Below are 18,360 nucleotides of genomic sequence, written 5' to 3'. Positions count from 1 at the left end.
TGGGCATTTTATTTGTGCGTGGCCCGTGAGCATCTCATATGTGGCGTCTCTTTCGCCACATGGATGTTTTCGTTGAGATCTGTGAATGGCTTTGTCGTGGAAATTGGAGGGATAGTAGTTTGCGTTTTGGGGACAGGCTATGGTCAAGAATAAGAACACTTAGATTCCTTATCTTGCTCTGCATCATCACCAGTTCAAGCTTTCTGATCTCAACCCCACTCTTGGAATATCTTTCCGGCATACCTGAGGAAATCAGGTTATCTACCGGTGAACCCAGGGAATTGGTAGTTGGCTTGCCCTTGGATATTTCATTATCTGTAAATGAAGGGAAGATCATTCGTTTAGGGACTCCCGACCTAAAGACAAATCTAGCAGAGCAGAATGATCCTTCGACGATCAGGGTCTTTCGTGGTCAAAGGCTCAGGATAGATCCGATAAGCCCGGGCGCCACCCAACTCTATGTGAAGTTCGCCAGGATATTGCCAGCAAGACGTGTCCTCGTGAATGTAGTGCCTCAACTCAAGGTCATGGCTGGGGGACATGCTATCGGGGTTTTGTTGGCACCCCAGGGGGTAATTGTTGCCGGACTTTATCCGGTGATCACCGAGGATGGTAGAAGGGTTCACCCAGTGGCTGATGCTGGCATACAGGTAGGCGATGTGATCCTGCAGGTAGATGGAATTGATGTTCAGGGAACGTCCCACCTTGAAACTCTCATCAACCAGGCAGGACTACGCGGCAGGCCGGTAGAGCTGACCCTGAAGAGAAATGGTGCGCAGATAAAGACCATGGTTACTCCAGTGAAATCCAGGGAGGATTCACCAGGCGATCCTAAGGGGAATGGATTTGCCTATCGAATCGGGGTCTTTGTCCGCGACAATGCCGCCGGAGTGGGGACACTCTCCTTTTATGACAGTGAAACTCATACATATGGGGCTCTCGGCCATATAATCACAGATTCTGGGACTAATCGAGAGGCTAATATCAAAGAGGGGCGCATCGTTCCGGCATGCATAGTTGGTATTCATCAAGGTGAACGCGGGCAACCGGGCGAGAAAATCGGAACTTTTGACGGCTTAAAAGAGTATCTAGGCACCATAACCAAGAATACTAGGCTCGGAATCTTCGGCAGACTTACCAGGCCTCCGGAACCAAATCCGTTCTTCCCCAATGGCATTCCCGTGGCACTGGCAGAAGATGTGACAGTTGGAGAAGCAGATATGTTTACGGTGATCGATGACGAACATATAGACCGTTTTAAGATACAGATCGAAAGGGTGCTACGAAACAGGTCCCCGGGAGCGAAAGGACTGATAATTCGGATAACCGATCAGAGGCTTTTGGGGCGTACTGGCGGGATAGTGCAGGGCATGAGCGGGAGTCCGATCGTCCAGAATGGGAAACTCGTAGCTGTCGTTACCCATGTATTTCTGGCCGACCCGACGCGTGGGTATGCTACTTTGGCCGAATGGATGCTTAGAGAAGCTGGACTCATGGGAAATACGGAAAAGAAGGCTTCCTCCCGGGGTGCCGCCTTCACAGTACCTCCACTGGCGGAGGGAGGACTTCCGATGGTCGTGTAGAATCTATTCCCTGCAGTGTGAGGTGGTGGTATTGTGGAGAACAATTGTGCTCGTATCATCATTGCCGATGACAATGTAAGCCTGTGTGATGCCTTGAGTGAATTCATCGACCAACAGCCTGACATGAAAGTGGCGGGGATTGCGTATGATGGGCTAGAGGTGCTGGAAGAGGTTGAAAAGAACTGCCCGGACGTTTTGCTTCTTGATATCGTCATGCCCCGTCTAGATGGCATAGGGGTTCTGGAGCGCTTGAATAGGCTGGGCTTAGATAAGAAGCCCAAGACAATCATGCTTACCGCCATCGGTCAGGAGACTATCACCCAGAGGGTCATCGAGTTGGGCGCAGATTACTACATAATGAAACCGTTTGATATCACCAGCCTTATAGCCCGTATTCGGCAAGTGCTCGGCACTGTGCAGGATCAGCCGCAGACACGACATAATGGAAAACCAGGCCATTCATTTGGCAATCTTCATGCAAGGGTGACTGAATCTATCCATGCCCTGGGCATTCCCGCCAACATCCGGGGTTACCAATACATAAGGGAAGCCATACTTATGGTTATCGAGGATTCGGGGCTTCTTGGAAGGGTAACCAAGGAATTGTACCCCCGTATCGCTCAGAAGTTCAACACCACTCCGCCAAGAGTCGAACGGGCAATCAGGCATGCAATAGAGATCGCCTGGTCAAGGGGCAATATCGAACTACTGAATAGCGTGTTTGGTCATACCGTGGATCAGGAACGAGGCAAGCCAACGAACTCCGCATTTATTGCCCGAATAGCGGACAAGCTTCGATTGGAAAAGAATGCTGGATAATCTGGGTGTACCTCTCCTTTCTGGTTATTATTTTGCTCCTTTTCCAGAATACTATATCCTTAATAGGAATATGAAGGATGAGGTGGCCCTTTTGGTTTCCATAAAGGGTGTGGCGAGAATTGGCTTCAAGACCAAAGACCTCGTGAAGAGGCTCGGTCCAGGGGATATTGCTGTCATTGACCATAAAGATGTAGACGAAGTGGCGTGCGAGGCGTTGATCAGAAGCGGCATCAAAGCTATAATCAATGCCGACGAGTGCATAAGTGGAGAGTTCCCCAATACGGGTCCGGCTCGACTTCTAGAATCCGGGATACATGTGGTCGACAAGGTCGGCCGGGATGTCATGACCCGTCTCTCTGATGGTGATAGGATCGAAATCCGGGGTGGCGTCATACTGCATCGAGGGAAGACCATAGGAGTAGGTGAGGTCCTAGGTAAGGAAATCTACAAGAGAAAGTTGGAGGAAAGTCAACAAAACCTCGCCGGCAGCCTGGAGAAATTCATACAAAATACGCTTGATTATGCAAATCACGAGAAGGCACTCATCCTTGGGGATCTCAAGATTCCGGACATAAAGACCCAGATAGCGGGAAAGCCTGTCGTGGTCGTCGTGCGTGGACATGATTACCGGGAGGACCTGGTCGCAATTGCCCCGTATATCCGCGAGGAACACCCGGTGCTGATGGGGGTGGATGGGGGCGCAGATGCTCTGGTAGAGCTTGGGTACAGGCCTGATATCATCATTGGTGATATGGACAGCGTTTCAGACCGTGTCCTTGGATACGGGGCTGAGGTCATTGTCCATGCGTATCCCGGGGGCAGGGCCCCTGGTCTTGACAGGGTCAGGAAATTGGGAATTGATCCGGTGATTTTTGCGGCTCCGGGAACGAGCGAGGATATAGCGCTGCTATTGGCTTATGAAAAGGGAGCCGATCTCATCGTGGCAGTCGGCACTCATTCCAATATGATTGATTTCCTTGAAAAAGGAAGGAAGGGGATGGCCAGCACATTCCTGGTAAGACTGAAAGTGGGCCCGAAGCTGGTGGATGCCAAGGGTGTGAATAAACTTTACAAAGGCAGGGTCAGGATCAGCTATGTGGCCGGGATCGTGTTAGGCGCGCTCCTGCCTTTCACTATCGTGCTGGTCATGTCGGGCGGCCCGAAGCAATTATTTCGATTGTTGTTCATGTGGGTTAAAGTGATGCTGAATATATACTAAGCGAGGATACAAATGGTTATTGATATCAGACAACATATAATCACCATTGCTGCTATTTTCCTTGCCCTTGGGACGGGAATCCTAATTGGTATGGCCCTTGTGGAAGACCGTACCATGGTGGAACAGCAGCAAAAGCTCATAGACAGGCTCGAAGCCGATTTCGAGGAACTGCGGCGGGATCGTGATTTATCTCGCGCGGAGCTTGCTCGCGCGCAGTCGGAGCTTATGGTGAGCAGGAGATTTGAGGAACAGGCTTTTTATGCCTTCGCAAAGGACAAGCTTGTTGGCGAACGCATAGCCATAATCATGGGAGAGAACTCCATCAGCGAGAAAGAGCTAAAGTCCATTCAAAAGGCCATCGAATATTCAGGTGGCTTCATTTCTACGATAATCCGGGTGAGAAGGACATTTTCAATCAGGAAAGATGATAATGCCGGTGAGCTCATGGCTCTGGTGGGAAAGGGAATTGATCAATCTAATGAATTTGCAAAACTCCTGGCGGGAGATCTCATTTCAGCCATTTCAGGGGCCGGTGGTTTCACCATCGTCCCTGCGCTAGAAGCCATGGGTTTCATATCTGTGGATGGGGAATCTGGAAGATCTGCTGACCAGATTCTGATTGTGGGAGGGTCGAGGACGAAACTTGACAAGGAAGGCGCAGCTTCGAAAGAAGGGACATCCCTTACAGATTTCTTTAAGGATACAGGCCTTCTTCTGGCAGAGGCAGCTAAATCGCAGGGGATCAGGGTTGTGGTGGCGGAAGCCTCCAGCGTGACCGCATCCCACATGAAAAGTTATGCATCCCGGAGGTTTACTACCGTGGATAGCATCGACACTCCTCTAGGCTATATATCTCTTATTTACGCTTTATCAGGCGTCAATGGTCATTTCGGTGTGCGTGAAGGGGCTACTGATGGTGTGCCAGACATATTCCCAGGCCCGGACTCTCGATAACCGGGATTTTACGGTATCAGTTGTGATACCCGCATATAATGAATCTCGAACCATCGGGAGTACTGTGGCCGCTGTTATTTCTACCGGGCTTGCCAATGAGGTCATTGTCGTAGATGACGGCTCGACTGATGATACCGCACGCAGGGCTGAAGATAGCGGCGCTAGGGTAATCCGGCTGGAACAAAATAAAGGGAAAGGCTATGCAATGACTGTCGGGGTGAAGTCCTCGACGTCAGAGTTCGTGGCGCTTCTCGATGGGGATCTCGGGGACAGCGCGAAGGGATTTACGAAGCTACTGGAGCCCATCATTGCCGGACAGGCTGACCTTTGCATAGCTTCTTTGCCATCGATGGGAAAGGGCGGCGGATTTGGCGCAGCAAAGGGACTTGGCCGATTTGGAATCTGGGCGCTCACCGGGTACAAGGCCAGCTCCCCTCTTTCAGGACAGAGGGCGGCCAGGAAGGAGGACCTCCTCAGGATCCTGCCATTTGCCTCCCGCTGGGGCGTTGAGGTTGGAATGACAATCGATGCTCTAAGGATCGGGCTTCGCGTGATCGAGGTGGAGACCGATATGAGACATAGAGTGACGGGAAAGAGCCTCCCTCATAGCCTGCACCGGTTGAGACAGTTTCGGGATATAGCATTGGCTATCCTGTTTCGCCTTTTTCCCCGTCGCAGATCTTGATCCCGGTCCAGACCATTAGAGAAGAGTGGAAAAATGACAGCATTACTGGCATTATGGTTGGCTTTCATTCTATCACTGGCGATGACCCCCATCGTCATCAGGATCTTAAAACGTCAGGGGCATACAAAGAAAAACTATTTAGGTCTGGACATACCCACTTCCTGCGGCATTTCACTGGTTTTCTCGGCCATGATGGCCATATTGCTCGGTTATTTCTTTGGATGGCTGCCTTTGTCTCTATCGGAACTCGTTGTGCCGCTTTTTCTTGTGTCATCAGCCGCCTTTGCCGGGCTTGTTGATGATATCTGGGGGACTCAAAGCGTCAAGGGTTTCCGGGGCCATCTGGGAAGCCTGATCTTCGCCCGCCGCCTTTCTACAGGCGCGATAAAAGCCATTGTTATATTCGCCAGCAGCGCCATTGTCGCCACGGCGATATCATCGCGTTTAATAGAGGCCGTGGTAAATACCTTCATCCTGGCCCTATCGGCAAATATGTGGAATTTGCTTGACCTCCGGCCCGGAAGAGCTATCAAGGCCTATTTGATTGTGCAACTTCCGGTTTCATTGCTCACGTCCCCTTCATCTGCCACCATCCTGGCCTTCTCAGTCCTTGGCGCAGCTCTGGCATATCTGCCGGCGGAATTGAAAGAACGCGGGATGTTGGGAGATACAGGTTCAAATGCCCTTGGAATCAGTGTTGGACATCTGATTGTCCTCAACCTCGGGCCATATCCTAAGATCATTTATCTTTTGATGTTGCTGCTGTTGCATCTTTACTGTGAGAAATATCCGCTTTCTCGCTTTATAGAGAGAAATCCGGTGCTGAGATTTCTCGACCAGCTTGGGAGACGGTGATGGGAGAATGGAGGATTTCTATGAGGTTTGGCGTTCATGTTTCTATTGCGGGAGGAGTCGATAAAGCCCCTGACAGGGCCATTGAGATCGGGTGTGAGACCATGCAAATCTTTTCCAGAAGTCCCAGATCTCTCAGGACCCGGGACCTGGATCCGGAAGAAGCCGGTTCCTTCATGCGGAAGATAGATTCCACGGGGATCTTTCCTGTAGTAGTTCATATTCCATATTTATTGAATCTGGCGTCACCAAAGGATGATCTTTACGCATTATCGGTCCAGGCTTTAAAAGAGGATATGGCAAGATCTCGGACTCTCGGCGCCAGATATCTCGTCATACACCCCGGGAGTCACCTTGGCCGGGGTAGGCAGGAAGGTATACGTAGGATCTCGGAAGCCATCAATGAGGCTCTGGATTCAGATGAGGGAGAAGACATACCTGTTATCCTGCTGGAAACGGTGGCGGGATCAGGCACAGAGATCGGCGGGACCTTCGAGGAGCTCCAGGAGATCATATCAAAAATCCATGATGATTCCAGGTTAGGAATATGCATTGACACATGTCACCTGTGGGCGGCAGGGTATGATGTGGCAACTATTCAGGGGTTGGATGACACTCTCGTGCATCTCGACCGGATCATTGGGATGGATAGGGTCAAGGTCGTGCATGCCAATGATTCGGTCTTTCCCAGGGGTTCGCATAAAGATCGCCATGCAGACATTGGAGCCGGCACGATAGGTGATGGCGGCTTTCGCGTCATATTGGGAAACCCGCGGCTAAAAGACCTGCCATTTATCCTGGAGACTCCCCGCGAGAACATGGAGGATGATCGCAGGAATCTTGCCCATATGAGGAAACTTGCGGCGGAGAAGGTATCTTGACCGCGGTAGTCAGGCCGGCCATGAGTGATCACCCATGATACAATGGGGTTCGATTCAGAGTAAGATCACGGGGGTGACAATATATGGGAGAAAGTGTGACATTTTACGGGCAAATAAGTGTCCCAACCAGACGGCGGGTACAGATGATCGATATCACCGGGCAGGTGCAGGAGATTGTCAATAAGAGTGGGGCGGGGGAGGGAGTCGTCTACCTCTCAGCGCTCCATACAACGGCGGGCCTCACGATAAATGAAGATGCAGATCCTGATGTCCGCGAGGATTTACTGGCGCACCTGGAACGACTTGTGCCGGTCAACTCGCAATTTCGTCACGTGGAAGGCAATTCTGACGCCCATATAAAGGCCAGCCTTGTGGGGACAACCCTGTCTGTGCCCATTCATGAGGGACGACTTGTCCTTGGGAGGTGGCAAGGTATCTTCCTGTGTGAATTCGATGGCCCCCGGACGCGCTCGGTGGCGGCGCAGGTTATGGGGGTATCGCCAACAAGCTGAAAAAGGTCATATTCTCGGCGGGTGGTGGGATCTCATGAAGAATATCAGAGTTTCTGCGAAGGCTGTTATCATACAGGACGGCAGGCTCTTAGTCACAAAGAACGTCGATCAGTTCGGCACTTTCTATCTCCTCCCAGGAGGGGGGCAACTACCGGGAGAAACCTTGATTGATGCGCTAAAGCGGGAATGTCGTGAAGAAATAGGAGTGGAAGTGGACGTCGGAGAACTTCTTTTTGTTCGCGAATATATAGGATGTAATCACGAGTTTGCATTCTGGGACGGCGATATTCACCAGGTGGAACTGATGTTCGCATGCACAGTCCGGGATGGCCAGGTTCCCCAGAAAGGGGTAGAACCTGATAGGTACCAGGTTTCTGTAGAATGGCTCGACCTGGACGGCCTCGACTCGCGCAGGCTCTATCCTCAGGCCCTGAAGCGTTACGTCGCGTCTTCCCGCCGGGAAGAGCGCTGCATATATATGGGCGATGTCAACTAATATCCTGGGTGCTGTTAGCTAATGCCCAAATAAAGACTGCATCTACATCCGCAGTTCTAACCTGTATCCCCAGATATCCAGATAGTCTATCCATTGACACCCGGTTGGCGCCGGGGTCCACCGCCTTGATTGGCCGTTTTCTGGTGAAGTACTTATTCTTGAAAAGGCGTCAATACCAGATGGAAAGTGGCGAAGGGAGAACATCGGTTGTATCTCGATGAGCTATGCGCCCCCGGCGGTCCATGTCTAGGGGCCTGAGGGGTATGAGAATATGAGAAAAGAGTTCCCCCTGGACGAGGATAGCGCCATTGTGGCAAGGATAGCGTCGGGAGATCTATCCGCCTTTGAAGAAATGGTGAGGAAATACCAGGCGGCTGTGTATAGATTGGCGTTCAGGGCCACATACAACCATGAGGATGCCCGCGACCTAACTCAAGAGGTATTCCTCGATGCATTCCGGTCTATCCGCGGATTCCGCAGGGATTCAAAGCTGGGCACCTGGCTCTACCGGATCGCCACAAACAAGACTATCGACTGGTGGCGGAAGCAACGCAGGCAGGGAGCCAGAGTCATCTCCTTCACATGCCTTGAGGAGGTTTCATGCCAGGATAATCCTGAGGGGCATAGCGGGGAGTTTGATCCCCCTGACGATGATATAGGGCCTGAGGAGATCGTCATAAACAGGGAGAGGGCCGAGCTTCTGTGGCGGGAGGTAGCGGAGCTGCCGGAGAACTACCGTATAGTCATCATTCTATATCATTATGAAGGTCTCTCGTATCGTGAAATCGGCGAGATCCTTAAGCTTCCGTTAAGGACAGTTGAGACGAGGCTATACCGCGCCAAGAAGATTCTGCAGAGCAGATTAGTGGGGGGGCGGTAAGTTTTGAGATGCGACAAGGTCGAGCGTAATATTCATTCATATATCGCCTTTAAGAAGGGACGGATTCCTCGCGAAGAATTGATATTTGACATCGCTGCATTTGAGTCCCATATGGGCTTGTGCGACAGATGCCAGGCAAGGCTTGTTGAATGGGAAAGATTTGAGAGCATATTTGAAGAACTCCCGGAATTGGATATGCCTGAAGATTTGGCTTCTGCGATCTTTCAGGCGGCCGGGAGCCAGGAGGAAAAGAAGAGTAATACTTTGCCGTGCTGGGGTTACGCTCTCCAGCGGTTGCGACACATGGCCCCCGCATCAGGAATCGACCTGGCTTTTCTCGGGGCCGCCCTGGGAGTGTTCCTGGTGTTCATATGGTCGACTCTGGGAGCCGGGGAATTGTTGCCACATTCAGTTTCCATTGAAATAGTAAGATCAGATGCCGCAAAGATGACAGCAGCCTTACTCTCTAGGAGTGACTCTGTAGCGGAAATCGGCGTCTTACTTCCCAGGCTCTTTTCTGAGGGGGCCGGGCTGATAATGAGTCTATTGCGGTTTGGAGGTGTTTGATTGTGAATACATCAGATTCCAATCCAACTGAGGGTAACTTGCCTGGTGGAGCTAGTGCGACGCCGGAACAAGTTGCCGCTGGCCAGAAGGTTGAAATCACCGATCCTAAGGATGCGGAGGGCGGCGCTACTCTGAGAACTGAAAGGAAAACCTCGAGTGAAGCAAAATCTAGTTTTCTGGTATTCTTATTTGCCCTCATCCCTGGGGCGGGGCAAATGTATCTGGGGCTTATGAACCGCGGATTACAGATCATGGCATTCTTCTTTGGGGCGCTTTTTATAGCAGGCGCGGTGGGCCGTCCATTTGACCAGTTATGGTCCGTGCTGGTGGCCCCGGTTACATGGTTCTACAGTTTCTTCGATACTTTCCAAATATCTGGAAGGCTCGCTCGTGGAGAGCTGGTGCCAGATCTTGGCATATTTTCGCAGGATTTTCTCAGCAGGAATTCCAATCTCATTGGCTGGGTCCTGGTTGCGCTGGGGGCGATAGGGATCCTCAACAGGATCAGCTACTTCGGGCCGTATTTGAGGTCAAGCTGGATTACCGCTGTGATCTTGCCCATTGCAATGGTAATCCTAGGGGTTTGGCTCCTCACCAGGGAGCGTTCAGCACGCAGCTGATATCAATTCCCGAGAAAGGGGGAACGGGAGTTATCCCGACAACATGGCCATAAAAACCAGCCGCGCCGGCACCATCACTCTTGCAATTACCCTAATATCGGTGGGCGTTTTGTGGCTCATTTCAAATATCACGGGGCGCGATATGATATGGCATGTCTTGAGGCTATGGCCTGTGGTCCTGGTGATGTTGGGCATCGAGCTATTGATGAAGGACTATTTGGCCCGTAAGAGGGGGGACCAACCTCCGGGGTTTGATTTCGGGAGCATATTTCTGATTGTTGTCATCGTGGTAATTCTCGTGGGGTTGGGCGCGGTAAGAGGCTTGGGATATCCATTTTCAAAATTCGAGATCTTTCCCGGATATGTCGGTATACATATCGGGGACAGGGCCGTGAAAGCCTCACGGGAAGCGCGAAAGAGCATGAAAATACCCGGCAATGCAAAGCATGTTAGGATTATTAATCCCTTTGGCAAGGTGGTGGTCTTGCCGGGCCCTGTAGGGGAGATCTCAGTAGCATCCGAAATCACTGGCTATGGGCCAACACCAGACCTTGCTCGAAAGGTTGCAGAAGAGGCCGATATTTCCTTGGCAATACAGGGCGAGACGGCGATGATCCAGGTTAGTGATCCGGGGGGATCACTAATTAGTCACCTGGAAGCTGGTCGCGAGCGCTCAAATAGGATAGCGGTCGACTCTACCATCGAGGTGCCGCCAGGTCTACAGGTGGAGATTCGGAATTCCTTTGGCAAGATCCTGGCCCGTGGCCTTCGTCAGGACGTTTCCATTGAAAATAGCCTTGGCAATGTTGATGTAGAGAACGTGGAAGGCGCTCTCAGCGTTAGAAATTCTTACGGAGCGATCACGATGACAGGCGTGGCAGGAGATATTGAAGTCTCAAATTCCTTCGGGCGCGTGGAAGCAAAGGGGCATTTAGGGAAAACTTATATTCGCAATTCAATGGGCAGCGTCAGGGTAAAAGCCCTCAGCCCCATCAGCGAGGACTGTTATATATCTACCAGATTTGGCTCCATAGATTTTGCCTTGCCATTTGACTCCGTCGCCAGTATACGCGCCGAAACCGAGTTTGGGAGAATAGAGAACAATCTTGGTCTCCCAGTAGAAAAGGAGGTCACAACTCAGAGAGTGAGGGGAACCTTGGGCAAGGGTGGGGGCAATATAGTCTTGGAAACAACCCATGGCAATATTCAGATAAGAGCTATGAAATAGCCCGGGAACCATGTGCCGAGTAGGGCAGCCATACCCCGGGCTGCAGGCTCGATTGCCTGGTGATGCCAAATCGCATGTGGAGCTAGGCGACTAGACTAGAGCAACTTAATTTAACTCAGTTGCTGCCGGCGAAATATTTCCATCGACCCCACGGCAAAGGCCATGAGCCACGCTGTCAGCGTCAGGAATGCTCGCGCTGCTTCATGTGTAAGTCCGCCATAAACCCCTTTTCCCTGCTCGATGAGAGCTATTATCTGGTTTATATTCTGCCCGATAGTATATGGAGCGATCCTGCCAACTATGGAGAATTTGCTCGCGAGAAGCCCAATTAGGTTCCCTTCCAGGAAGAACACCAAGAGCCCCGTGGCAATTGCTGAGGCAGCGGACCTGGTGAGGGTAGCAAGGAAAAGGGCGAATATCGAGTAGAATCCCAAAGTGAACCAGGCAATGCCAATGCTGAATATGGCCTTGCCGAGAAATGCCGCTGTGAGCATGTTTAGAGCCAATGGCCTCCCGGATATGAGGGTGAAGATAATTGAGATTATGGAGCCTGCAAGGAGGGAGCCTGTGAGCAGGAATAGTGAAGCAACGATAACTCCCTCTATCTTGATGATTATATATCTTCGCCTGTCCAGGCCCATTGAAACCAGCTGTCTTGCCGTGCCTAGCGCATATTCATCCCCAACTAGGCGAGATGCAAGGATCAATGCCAGAAGCGGCCCAAAAGAAGCAATGAAGCTTAATGTCGGCGGTATGGATGAAGGAAACGTGGTGAGCACGATGGCGCCTTGGCGTTCCTTGGCCGGCATATTCTGAGCTTCAGGCGAATTCCGCGCTGCATAGCCCAGACCTATAATCATAAGGAGCTCCATGGCAATCATGATAGACATCAGGATCCACGCGATCCTGAGGCGCTTTAACTTATGCAATTCTGCCGTCAACATTTGTCTCCTCCTTTGTGACGTCAAAGAATATCTCCTCCAGCTCCCTTTTTTTGGGGCGGATCTCATAGGCAAAAACGCCGTGACTGACGAGAACAGCGTTCAGATAACCTGCAATTATGGAATATTCCTCCTCCTGCGTGCTGGCCCGCGGCGCCCCATCTGATGGTGACCGGCCAGAGTCCGCTTGGCCGGAGTCATCGGCTTTCTTCATAGTCATATCATTGATAAATCCGCTGACATATTCGATGACCAGGCATTTCCCATTACGCTTCACTTTTTTTACTTCAGGGAGTTGCTGCAGGATTTCCTCGGCGATATCAGGCCCGTGCACCATCATCTCAATGGCAGGGGTTTGCCTGAGAAGCTCCTCAACTCTTCCCTGGGCCAGAATAGTCCCGCGTTTGAGTATGGCGACCTTGTCACATATGATTTCGACCTCATGCAGGAGATGGCTTGACAGGAATATCGCCTTACCTTGCGCGGCAAGTGCTTTCATGAGATCCCGCATCTCTTTTATGCCGGCTGGATCGAGCCCATTGGCCGGTTCATCCAGGACCAGGATCTCAGGGTCATGTAACAGTGCCAGGGCCAGGGCCAGTCGTCTTTTCATCCCATGCGAATAGCCGCCGACTCTGTCCTTTGCCCTTTGTGCAAGCCCGATCAGATCCAGAACCTCGTCTATCCTTCTGGCGGGAACATCACCGAGCATTCGAGCAAATACAGAGAGATTTTCTCTCGCGGAAAGGTATGGGTAGAGTTGCACCCCGTCCGGCAGAGATCCTATGTGCCGGCGGATCGTGGCGTTCGACCAGGGAGCCGGCTGCCCCAGGATTTCCACCTGCCCTGCGGTTGGACTGATAAGACCCAGGATCATGTTGATAGTGGTGGTTTTCCCAGCGCCGTTCGGACCGAGAAACCCAAAGACTTCGCCTGTCCGGATCTCAAGGTCCACAGAGTCAACGGCTCTGAGCGTGCCAAATATCTTGGTCAATCCCAGGGCGCGGATTGCGACCCGGCCTGAGGATTGGTCTTGCATCCGGCCTGGTGAGGCCTGGGAACTGGTTAGAATCAAAATAATCCCTCCGTTTCTATGCCTTTGAACACAGGCGGTTCCTGCTGCCGGAGCAACATAGGCAACTGGCGCGTGCCATTACCTTTGGGGATTTCTGACAATATTAGACGCATGATCAGCATTTATATTCACATAAAACATCCGGCACCAGATGTGATGAAAATACCTATTCGGAATCTACCGAGATCTTCATGAACATGGTAGAATAGGGTCGAGGTTACAGACAGCCCGGAAAGGTATCCTGCAATGTCTTTATCTAATGAGGTGACATCATATGTTGAATATTGAGCAGCAACTTCGCAAAGAGATCGTGGATGCAGGACGTTGGATCTATGAACGTGGCTATGTAGCGGCAAATGACGGTAATATTTCGGCACGCCTGCCAGATGGCTCCATACTGATGACTCCAACAGGAGTGAGCAAGGGGCGCATGACCCCTGACATGCTGGTGAAGGTGGATGCTCAAGGGAACCCGATAGAAGGTTACCTCAAGCCATCCTCAGAAGTGAAGATGCATCTTGCCGTTTACAGAAAACGTCCTGATGTTGGCGCTGTGGCGCACGCTCATCCGCTGGTAGCCACGGCCTTTGCCGTAGCCGGAATCTCCTTGGATCGTTGTATCCTCCCGGAGGTCATCATTAGTCTAGGGTGGATTCCCCTGGCCAGATACGCGACACCTTCTACGGATGAATTGGCGCATTCGGTGGAAGAATTCATCGAATATCACGATGCGGTGCTATTGCAGAACCACGGCGTATTGACTATGGCCGAAGATGTTACCCACGCAATGTATAAGATGGAAACTGTGGAGCATTTTGCGCGCATAAGTTTCTATGCGAGACTGCTTGGGGGAGAAAATGAGTTGTCTAGTGAGGATGTGGCAAAGCTCATTTCTCTGAGGAAAAAGATGCGAATTCCGGGACGATATCCTAATTTGGGTATGCGTCCGTCCAGCCATCCGGATAGACTAACCGGCACCGCCGGTAAATAAAGGATTGTTTATGGAAGGTGGTGTTCATGAAACACCTGAATTTGCTGGCCTTCGACCTTGGCGCGGAGAGTGGCAGGGCTATCCTTGGCAAGTTTGATGGCGAGCATCTTACCATCCATGAAATCCACCGTTTTCCTAATGAACCGGTGGAGCTCCCTTCGGGATTACATTGGGACATATTGCACATTTTCCGCGAATTGAAGCATGGCCTAGCTTTTGCCGCGCAAAGGGAAGGACATGTAGATTCCATCGGAATCGATACTTGGGGGGTTGATTTCGGGCTCCTTGATGACCGGGGTGAGTTATTGGGCGCTCCCTATCACTACCGAGATTCCCGTACTTCCGGCATCCTCCAAAAGGCATTTTCTATCGTGCCCAAGGAGGAGATATTCGCCTACACAGGTATCCAATTCATGCAATTTAACACGCTATTCCAACTATTAGCCATGAGACTGCAGAATAAGAGGATGCTTGATACAGCACATAGGCTGCTATTCATCCCTGACATTCTGAATTTCTTTTTCACCGGCCTTACGGTAAATGAATATACAATCGCGAGCACCAGCCAAATGTTGGATGTAAAGGGCGGGGGATGGGCCGGCGACCTCCTGGCGAAAATGGGGATCCCTACCCACATCCTTGGCGATATCATCCCTCCTGGAGCCAAGATTGGCACGATTCGGGACCCCATAGCGCAGGAGACCAGCGCAATGGGCGTTTCGGTGGCGCTACCTGGCTGCCATGATACAGCTTCAGCAGTAGTGGCCGTCCCAGCCACTCCAGCCAAGCATGAAGATGGTATGGCAACAGGCAATTACGCGTATATCAGCTCTGGCACCTGGTCCTTGATGGGCGTCGAAACGAAAAAGCCATATCTGGGGGAGCATGTGGCTCAATTCAACTTCACCAATGAAGGGGGAGTCGGTGGGACATTCCGCTTTCTCAAGAACATAATGGGTCTATGGTTGATACAGAGGTGCAGAAAGGAATGGCAAAAGGAAGGGGAAGCACTTTCTTATGATGCATTGACCCATCTGGCGGGTCAGGCCAAACCCCTAGTATCTTTTGTGGACCCAGATGATGATTCATTTCTGAACCCGCCGAGCATGCCTGCTGCTATACAGGATTTCTGCAAGCGCACAGGCCAGCTTGTGCCTGAAACCAGAGGCGCGATCTTGCGTTGCGCCCTGGAGAGTCTGGCGCTACGTTATCGGATGACCCTGGAACAATTGGAGATCATAACTGGGCGCCATATAGACACCATCTACATTGTCGGAGGCGGGTCCAAGAATCACCTTCTCAATCAATATACAGCAGATGCCACGGGCCGAATTGTGATTGCCGGGCCTGCTGAGGCGACAGCTATTGGCAACCTGTTGGTCCAAGCTATGGCATTGGGCGAGGTAAAGGATATGACAGAGATTCGCCAAATAATCCGAGCTTCGTTTCAGCTCGAAGAATTCGAGCCGCGCGAGGAAGCAAGGGGCGCATGGGAAGAGGCATATGCGAGATTCAAGATTCTCATCGAGCGGGGTTGATCATCGTTACTCATCATTGAATTGACGGGAGGTCTTTTGCGATGACGGATGCTTGGGAGACTCTTCGAGGGCGGGGAATAAACCCTGAGACTTTTAGAGAGAGGCTTCGCGATTTTAAGGTGGAAACTCCATCATGGGGATATGGAAATGCCGGAACCAGATTTCAGGTGTTCCCACAGCCTGGGGCGGCTCGGGATATATGGGAAAAACTAGAAGATGCTGCTCTTGTGCATCAGCTGACAGGCGCTTGTCCGTCTGTGGCTATACATATCCCATGGGATAAAGTCGATGACTATGGGGCCCTGAAGCGCAGGGCTGAAAGCCTGGGACTCAAGGTTGGTGCTGTGAATCCCAATCTTTTTCAGGATCATGAATATATGCTAGGGAGCCTCTGCCATGCGGATGCCAGCATCAGGAGGCGGGCCAGGAATCATCTTCTGGAATGCGTCCAGATAGCCAAAGAGGTGAATTCATCTATGATCAGCCTGTGGCTGTCCGATGGTACGAATTTCCCTGGCCAGGGGAATTTCCGCAAACGTCGTGAGTGGCTTATAGAGGCTCTGGAGGAGACATATGCGGCGATGCCGGAGGGGATGCGCCTCCTGATAGAATATAAGCCCTTTGAGCCTGCGTTCTATCATACCGATGTCGCAGATTGGGGATCAGCCTATGCCTTGGCTATGCGCCTTGGCCCCCGAGCCCAGGTATTGGTTGATCTGGGTCACCATTTGCATGGAGCCAACATAGAGCATATCGTTGCGACTCTCATATTTGAGGGCCGGTTGGGCGGTTTCCATTTCAATGACCGGAAATATGCTGACGACGACCTGATTACCGGTAGCAGCAACCCCTATCAATTGTTCCTGATCTTCAATGAACTGGTAGATGCGCTCGAAGATGATGATCCTTCAATTTCCGACCATGCCTCCCGAATAGGGTATATGATAGACCAGAGCCATAATATAGAGCCAAAGATTCCTGCCATGATCCGCTCTGTCATCAATATTCAAACGGCACTGGCCAAGGCGCTTCTTGTGGATCGTGTCGCCCTTGCAAGGGCCCAGGCGGACGGTGATGTGCTGGGAGCCGAATCCATACTGCGAGATGCTTTTGAGACGGATGTGCGCCCGCTCCTGGCCAAGTTCCGGGTAGAAGAAGGTCTGCCGGAGGATCCGATAGCTGCCTATTATTCAGGCGGATATCATGAGAAAATTGTATCTACTAGAAATGTGTCAAAATAGCTGCCGGATTTCGTTACTCAGGAGGAAAATCTATTCCAGAGGAGAATTAAATAGAATAGTTGGGACTATTTGGAGTAGGTCAGGCTTTGGATAGAGTCCTGGCCTATTCCAGGCGAAAAGATGGGAGCTTAAGATCGTCCCGGGATCGGAGGTGATATACGCTTCGCCGTTCTAGCGATAGCGCCATGTCTTTTCACATATGGATCATGCCATTCGTGGCATGAATATGGATTTGACCTCCCTCGCCAAGAAGCATGAGAAAACCCTGCGGATGAATGATTTCTACAAAGTAGCCCTAGAAGGCGCGACTTATAAGGACCAGCTACGCGGTATCCCATTTCTTCAAGCATACACAGCTTGCTTCTTCAATGCGACATTGTTTGATAAAGCCGGAGTCTCCTATCCTCCGACCGACTGGGCGGATAAAACCTGGACATGGGAGAAGATGATCGAAACCGCGAAAAAGTTGACGCGGGACGTGAACGGAGACGGCAGGATAGATGAATATGGAGTCGTTGAGACGAGGGATATCTTCGAACTTGCCTGGGGTTGGGGCGGAGACATGTTTCCCAAGGAATCCTACATCTCGGGTCCACCCACCAAGGTCGCCCTCGATGACCAGAAAAATTACAAGGCTTTGGTAACCGCGCTGCAGAACAAGGCTGATCTCACATACAAGCACAAGGTGAGTCCCACTCCTGCGCAGTTGCAGGTCATTGAGCAGATGGGCCCTGTTCTCAAGACAGGCAAGGTCGGCATGGTCATGAGCGGCGACTGGGCCATATGGCAGCCGCTGCCCAAGAACTTTAAATGGGGAATAGCGGCAGTCCCATATTCTCACCCTGAAAGAAAGGTCTGCCTATACACAGATCCTATGGAGATCTCCAGCAAGACAAAACATCCTGAAGAAGTATGGGAGTTTGTCCAGTATCTGGTAAGCGACGAGGTGCAAAAGATCTTCGGGCAACGCACCGGCAGGATAGTGTCGCGTCCGTCTCTGAGGGGAATGTACATCGATCATATAAGCCCATATGTAGTGAATACCAAGGAACAGCTTGATCAGGTCCTGGATGGAGCGTTCACTTATGCTCAGGAAGACGCGGAACATACCATATTTGGCTTTTATAAACTCCAGTCAATTTGGAATGCTGAAATCGATCCTCTATGGCTTGGCAAAAAGAGCGCCAAAGAGGTTGTTGACACTATGATACCCAAGCTCAACAGTGCCATAAAGGAAAATCTCGAGAGCCTGCGCAAGAAATAGGCACTATCCAGGTC

Annotated in this window: 19 protein-coding genes; 17 read left to right on the top strand and 2 right to left on the bottom strand. The window is 51.3% G+C overall.

What is annotated here, in order from left to right; all coding sequences use genetic code 11:
* Positions 1 to 119: 119 nt before the first annotated feature.
* From spoIVB to HPY52_02245, 13 genes are all read left to right on the top strand, one after another.
* A complete protein-coding gene (spoIVB, locus tag HPY52_02305; GenBank protein ID NPV79098.1) occupies positions 120 to 1,583 on the top strand; it encodes a SpoIVB peptidase in 1,464 nt (487 codons plus the stop codon).
* 33 nt (positions 1,584 to 1,616) lie between these two features.
* A complete protein-coding gene (spo0A, locus tag HPY52_02300; GenBank protein NPV79097.1) occupies positions 1,617 to 2,402 on the top strand; it encodes a sporulation transcription factor Spo0A in 786 nt (261 codons plus the stop codon).
* A gap of 70 nt (positions 2,403 to 2,472) precedes the next feature.
* Complete coding sequence (locus tag HPY52_02295) at positions 2,473 to 3,621, top strand: hypothetical protein (protein NPV79096.1); 1,149 nt, start codon at positions 2,473 to 2,475, stop codon at positions 3,619 to 3,621.
* 12 nt (positions 3,622 to 3,633) lie between these two features.
* Positions 3,634 to 4,575 (top strand): copper transporter, encoded by a 942-nt coding sequence (locus HPY52_02290; GenBank protein ID NPV79095.1) that lies wholly within the window; start codon positions 3,634 to 3,636, stop codon positions 4,573 to 4,575.
* The gene (locus HPY52_02285) at positions 4,535 to 5,260 is read left to right on the top strand and encodes a glycosyltransferase family 2 protein (GenBank protein NPV79094.1); all 726 of its coding nucleotides are present in this window, start codon (positions 4,535 to 4,537) and stop codon (positions 5,258 to 5,260) included. Before HPY52_02290 ends, HPY52_02285 begins: the two co-directional genes overlap by 41 nt.
* A 33-nt stretch (positions 5,261 to 5,293) precedes the next feature.
* A complete protein-coding gene (locus HPY52_02280; protein NPV79093.1) occupies positions 5,294 to 6,115 on the top strand; it encodes a glycosyltransferase in 822 nt (273 codons plus the stop codon).
* Positions 6,116 to 6,135: 20 nt separating this feature from the next.
* Positions 6,136 to 6,993, top strand: coding sequence for a deoxyribonuclease IV (locus HPY52_02275; protein ID NPV79092.1), 858 nt, complete (start codon positions 6,136 to 6,138; stop codon positions 6,991 to 6,993).
* 83 nt (positions 6,994 to 7,076) lie between these two features.
* Positions 7,077 to 7,505 carry a YjbQ family protein gene (locus HPY52_02270; GenBank protein ID NPV79091.1) on the top strand — a complete coding sequence of 143 codons (429 nt, stop codon included), beginning with the start codon at positions 7,077 to 7,079 and terminating at the stop codon, positions 7,503 to 7,505.
* Between the two features lie 34 nt (positions 7,506 to 7,539).
* Complete coding sequence (locus HPY52_02265; GenBank protein ID NPV79090.1) at positions 7,540 to 8,001, top strand: NUDIX domain-containing protein; 462 nt, start codon at positions 7,540 to 7,542, stop codon at positions 7,999 to 8,001.
* A 271-nt stretch (positions 8,002 to 8,272) separates the two neighbouring features.
* Positions 8,273 to 8,881 (top strand): sigma-70 family RNA polymerase sigma factor, encoded by a 609-nt coding sequence (locus HPY52_02260; GenBank protein NPV79089.1) that lies wholly within the window; start codon positions 8,273 to 8,275, stop codon positions 8,879 to 8,881.
* A gap of 3 nt (positions 8,882 to 8,884) precedes the next feature.
* On the top strand, positions 8,885 to 9,448 hold the full coding sequence (locus HPY52_02255) for a hypothetical protein (protein ID NPV79088.1): 564 nt from the start codon (positions 8,885 to 8,887) through the stop codon (positions 9,446 to 9,448).
* A 2-nt stretch (positions 9,449 to 9,450) separates the two neighbouring features.
* Entirely contained in the window at positions 9,451 to 10,068 is a 618-nt protein-coding gene (locus HPY52_02250; protein NPV79087.1) for a hypothetical protein, read from the top strand.
* A gap of 43 nt (positions 10,069 to 10,111) precedes the next feature.
* Entirely contained in the window at positions 10,112 to 11,296 is a 1,185-nt protein-coding gene (locus HPY52_02245; protein NPV79086.1) for a DUF4097 family beta strand repeat protein, read from the top strand.
* 110 nt (positions 11,297 to 11,406) lie between these two features.
* Here HPY52_02245 and HPY52_02240 read toward each other — a convergent pair whose 3' ends face one another.
* Both HPY52_02240 and HPY52_02235 read right to left on the bottom strand, forming a co-directional pair.
* A complete protein-coding gene (locus HPY52_02240; GenBank protein ID NPV79085.1) occupies positions 11,407 to 12,237 on the bottom strand; it encodes an ABC transporter permease subunit in 831 nt (276 codons plus the stop codon).
* Positions 12,218 to 13,312 (bottom strand): ABC transporter ATP-binding protein, encoded by a 1,095-nt coding sequence (locus HPY52_02235; protein NPV79084.1) that lies wholly within the window; start codon positions 13,310 to 13,312, stop codon positions 12,218 to 12,220. Before HPY52_02235 ends, HPY52_02240 begins: the two co-directional genes overlap by 20 nt.
* Positions 13,313 to 13,586: 274 nt before the next feature.
* Between HPY52_02235 and HPY52_02230 the strand changes: the two genes are divergently transcribed.
* The 4 genes from HPY52_02230 (at position 13,587) to HPY52_02215 (ending at position 18,346) form a co-directional block, all read left to right on the top strand.
* Positions 13,587 to 14,303: a class II aldolase/adducin family protein gene (locus HPY52_02230; GenBank protein NPV79083.1), complete on the top strand. Its 717-nt coding sequence runs from the start codon at positions 13,587 to 13,589 to the stop codon at positions 14,301 to 14,303.
* 26 nt (positions 14,304 to 14,329) lie between these two features.
* Positions 14,330 to 15,841, top strand: coding sequence for a rhamnulokinase (locus tag HPY52_02225; GenBank protein NPV79082.1), 1,512 nt, complete (start codon positions 14,330 to 14,332; stop codon positions 15,839 to 15,841).
* Positions 15,842 to 15,861: 20 nt separating this feature from the next.
* Entirely contained in the window at positions 15,862 to 17,082 is a 1,221-nt protein-coding gene (gene rhaI / locus HPY52_02220; protein NPV79081.1) for an L-rhamnose isomerase, read from the top strand.
* A 226-nt stretch (positions 17,083 to 17,308) separates the two neighbouring features.
* On the top strand, positions 17,309 to 18,346 hold the full coding sequence (locus HPY52_02215; protein ID NPV79080.1) for an extracellular solute-binding protein: 1,038 nt from the start codon (positions 17,309 to 17,311) through the stop codon (positions 18,344 to 18,346).
* The last annotated feature ends 14 nt before the right edge of the window (positions 18,347 to 18,360 follow it).

The sequence above is a fragment of the Bacillota bacterium genome (assembly GCA_013178415.1).
Lineage (GTDB): Bacteria > Bacillota > SHA-98 > Ch115 > Ch115 > Ch115.
This window is presented reverse-complemented; position numbering and strand designations above follow the sequence as displayed.

Bases quoted from the DNA above. Each gene is read 5' to 3' on its own strand.
- HPY52_02295 (NPV79096.1), top strand. From the start codon at position 2,473: ATGAAGGATGAGGTGGCCCTTTTGGTTTCCATAAAGGGTGTGGCGAGA.
- HPY52_02290 (NPV79095.1), top strand. From the start codon at position 3,634: ATGGTTATTGATATCAGACAACATATAATCACCATTGCTGCTATTTTC.
- HPY52_02285 (NPV79094.1), top strand. From the start codon at position 4,535: ATGGTGTGCCAGACATATTCCCAGGCCCGGACTCTCGATAACCGGGAT.
- HPY52_02280 (NPV79093.1), top strand. From the start codon at position 5,294: ATGACAGCATTACTGGCATTATGGTTGGCTTTCATTCTATCACTGGCG.
- HPY52_02275 (NPV79092.1), top strand. From the start codon at position 6,136: ATGAGGTTTGGCGTTCATGTTTCTATTGCGGGAGGAGTCGATAAAGCC.
- HPY52_02270 (NPV79091.1), top strand. From the start codon at position 7,077: ATGGGAGAAAGTGTGACATTTTACGGGCAAATAAGTGTCCCAACCAGA.
- HPY52_02265 (NPV79090.1), top strand. From the start codon at position 7,540: ATGAAGAATATCAGAGTTTCTGCGAAGGCTGTTATCATACAGGACGGC.
- HPY52_02260 (NPV79089.1), top strand. From the start codon at position 8,273: ATGAGAAAAGAGTTCCCCCTGGACGAGGATAGCGCCATTGTGGCAAGG.
- HPY52_02245 (NPV79086.1), top strand. From the start codon at position 10,112: ATGGCCATAAAAACCAGCCGCGCCGGCACCATCACTCTTGCAATTACC.
- HPY52_02230 (NPV79083.1), top strand. From the start codon at position 13,587: ATGTTGAATATTGAGCAGCAACTTCGCAAAGAGATCGTGGATGCAGGA.
- HPY52_02225 (NPV79082.1), top strand. From the start codon at position 14,330: ATGAAACACCTGAATTTGCTGGCCTTCGACCTTGGCGCGGAGAGTGGC.
- HPY52_02215 (NPV79080.1), top strand. From the start codon at position 17,309: ATGGATTTGACCTCCCTCGCCAAGAAGCATGAGAAAACCCTGCGGATG.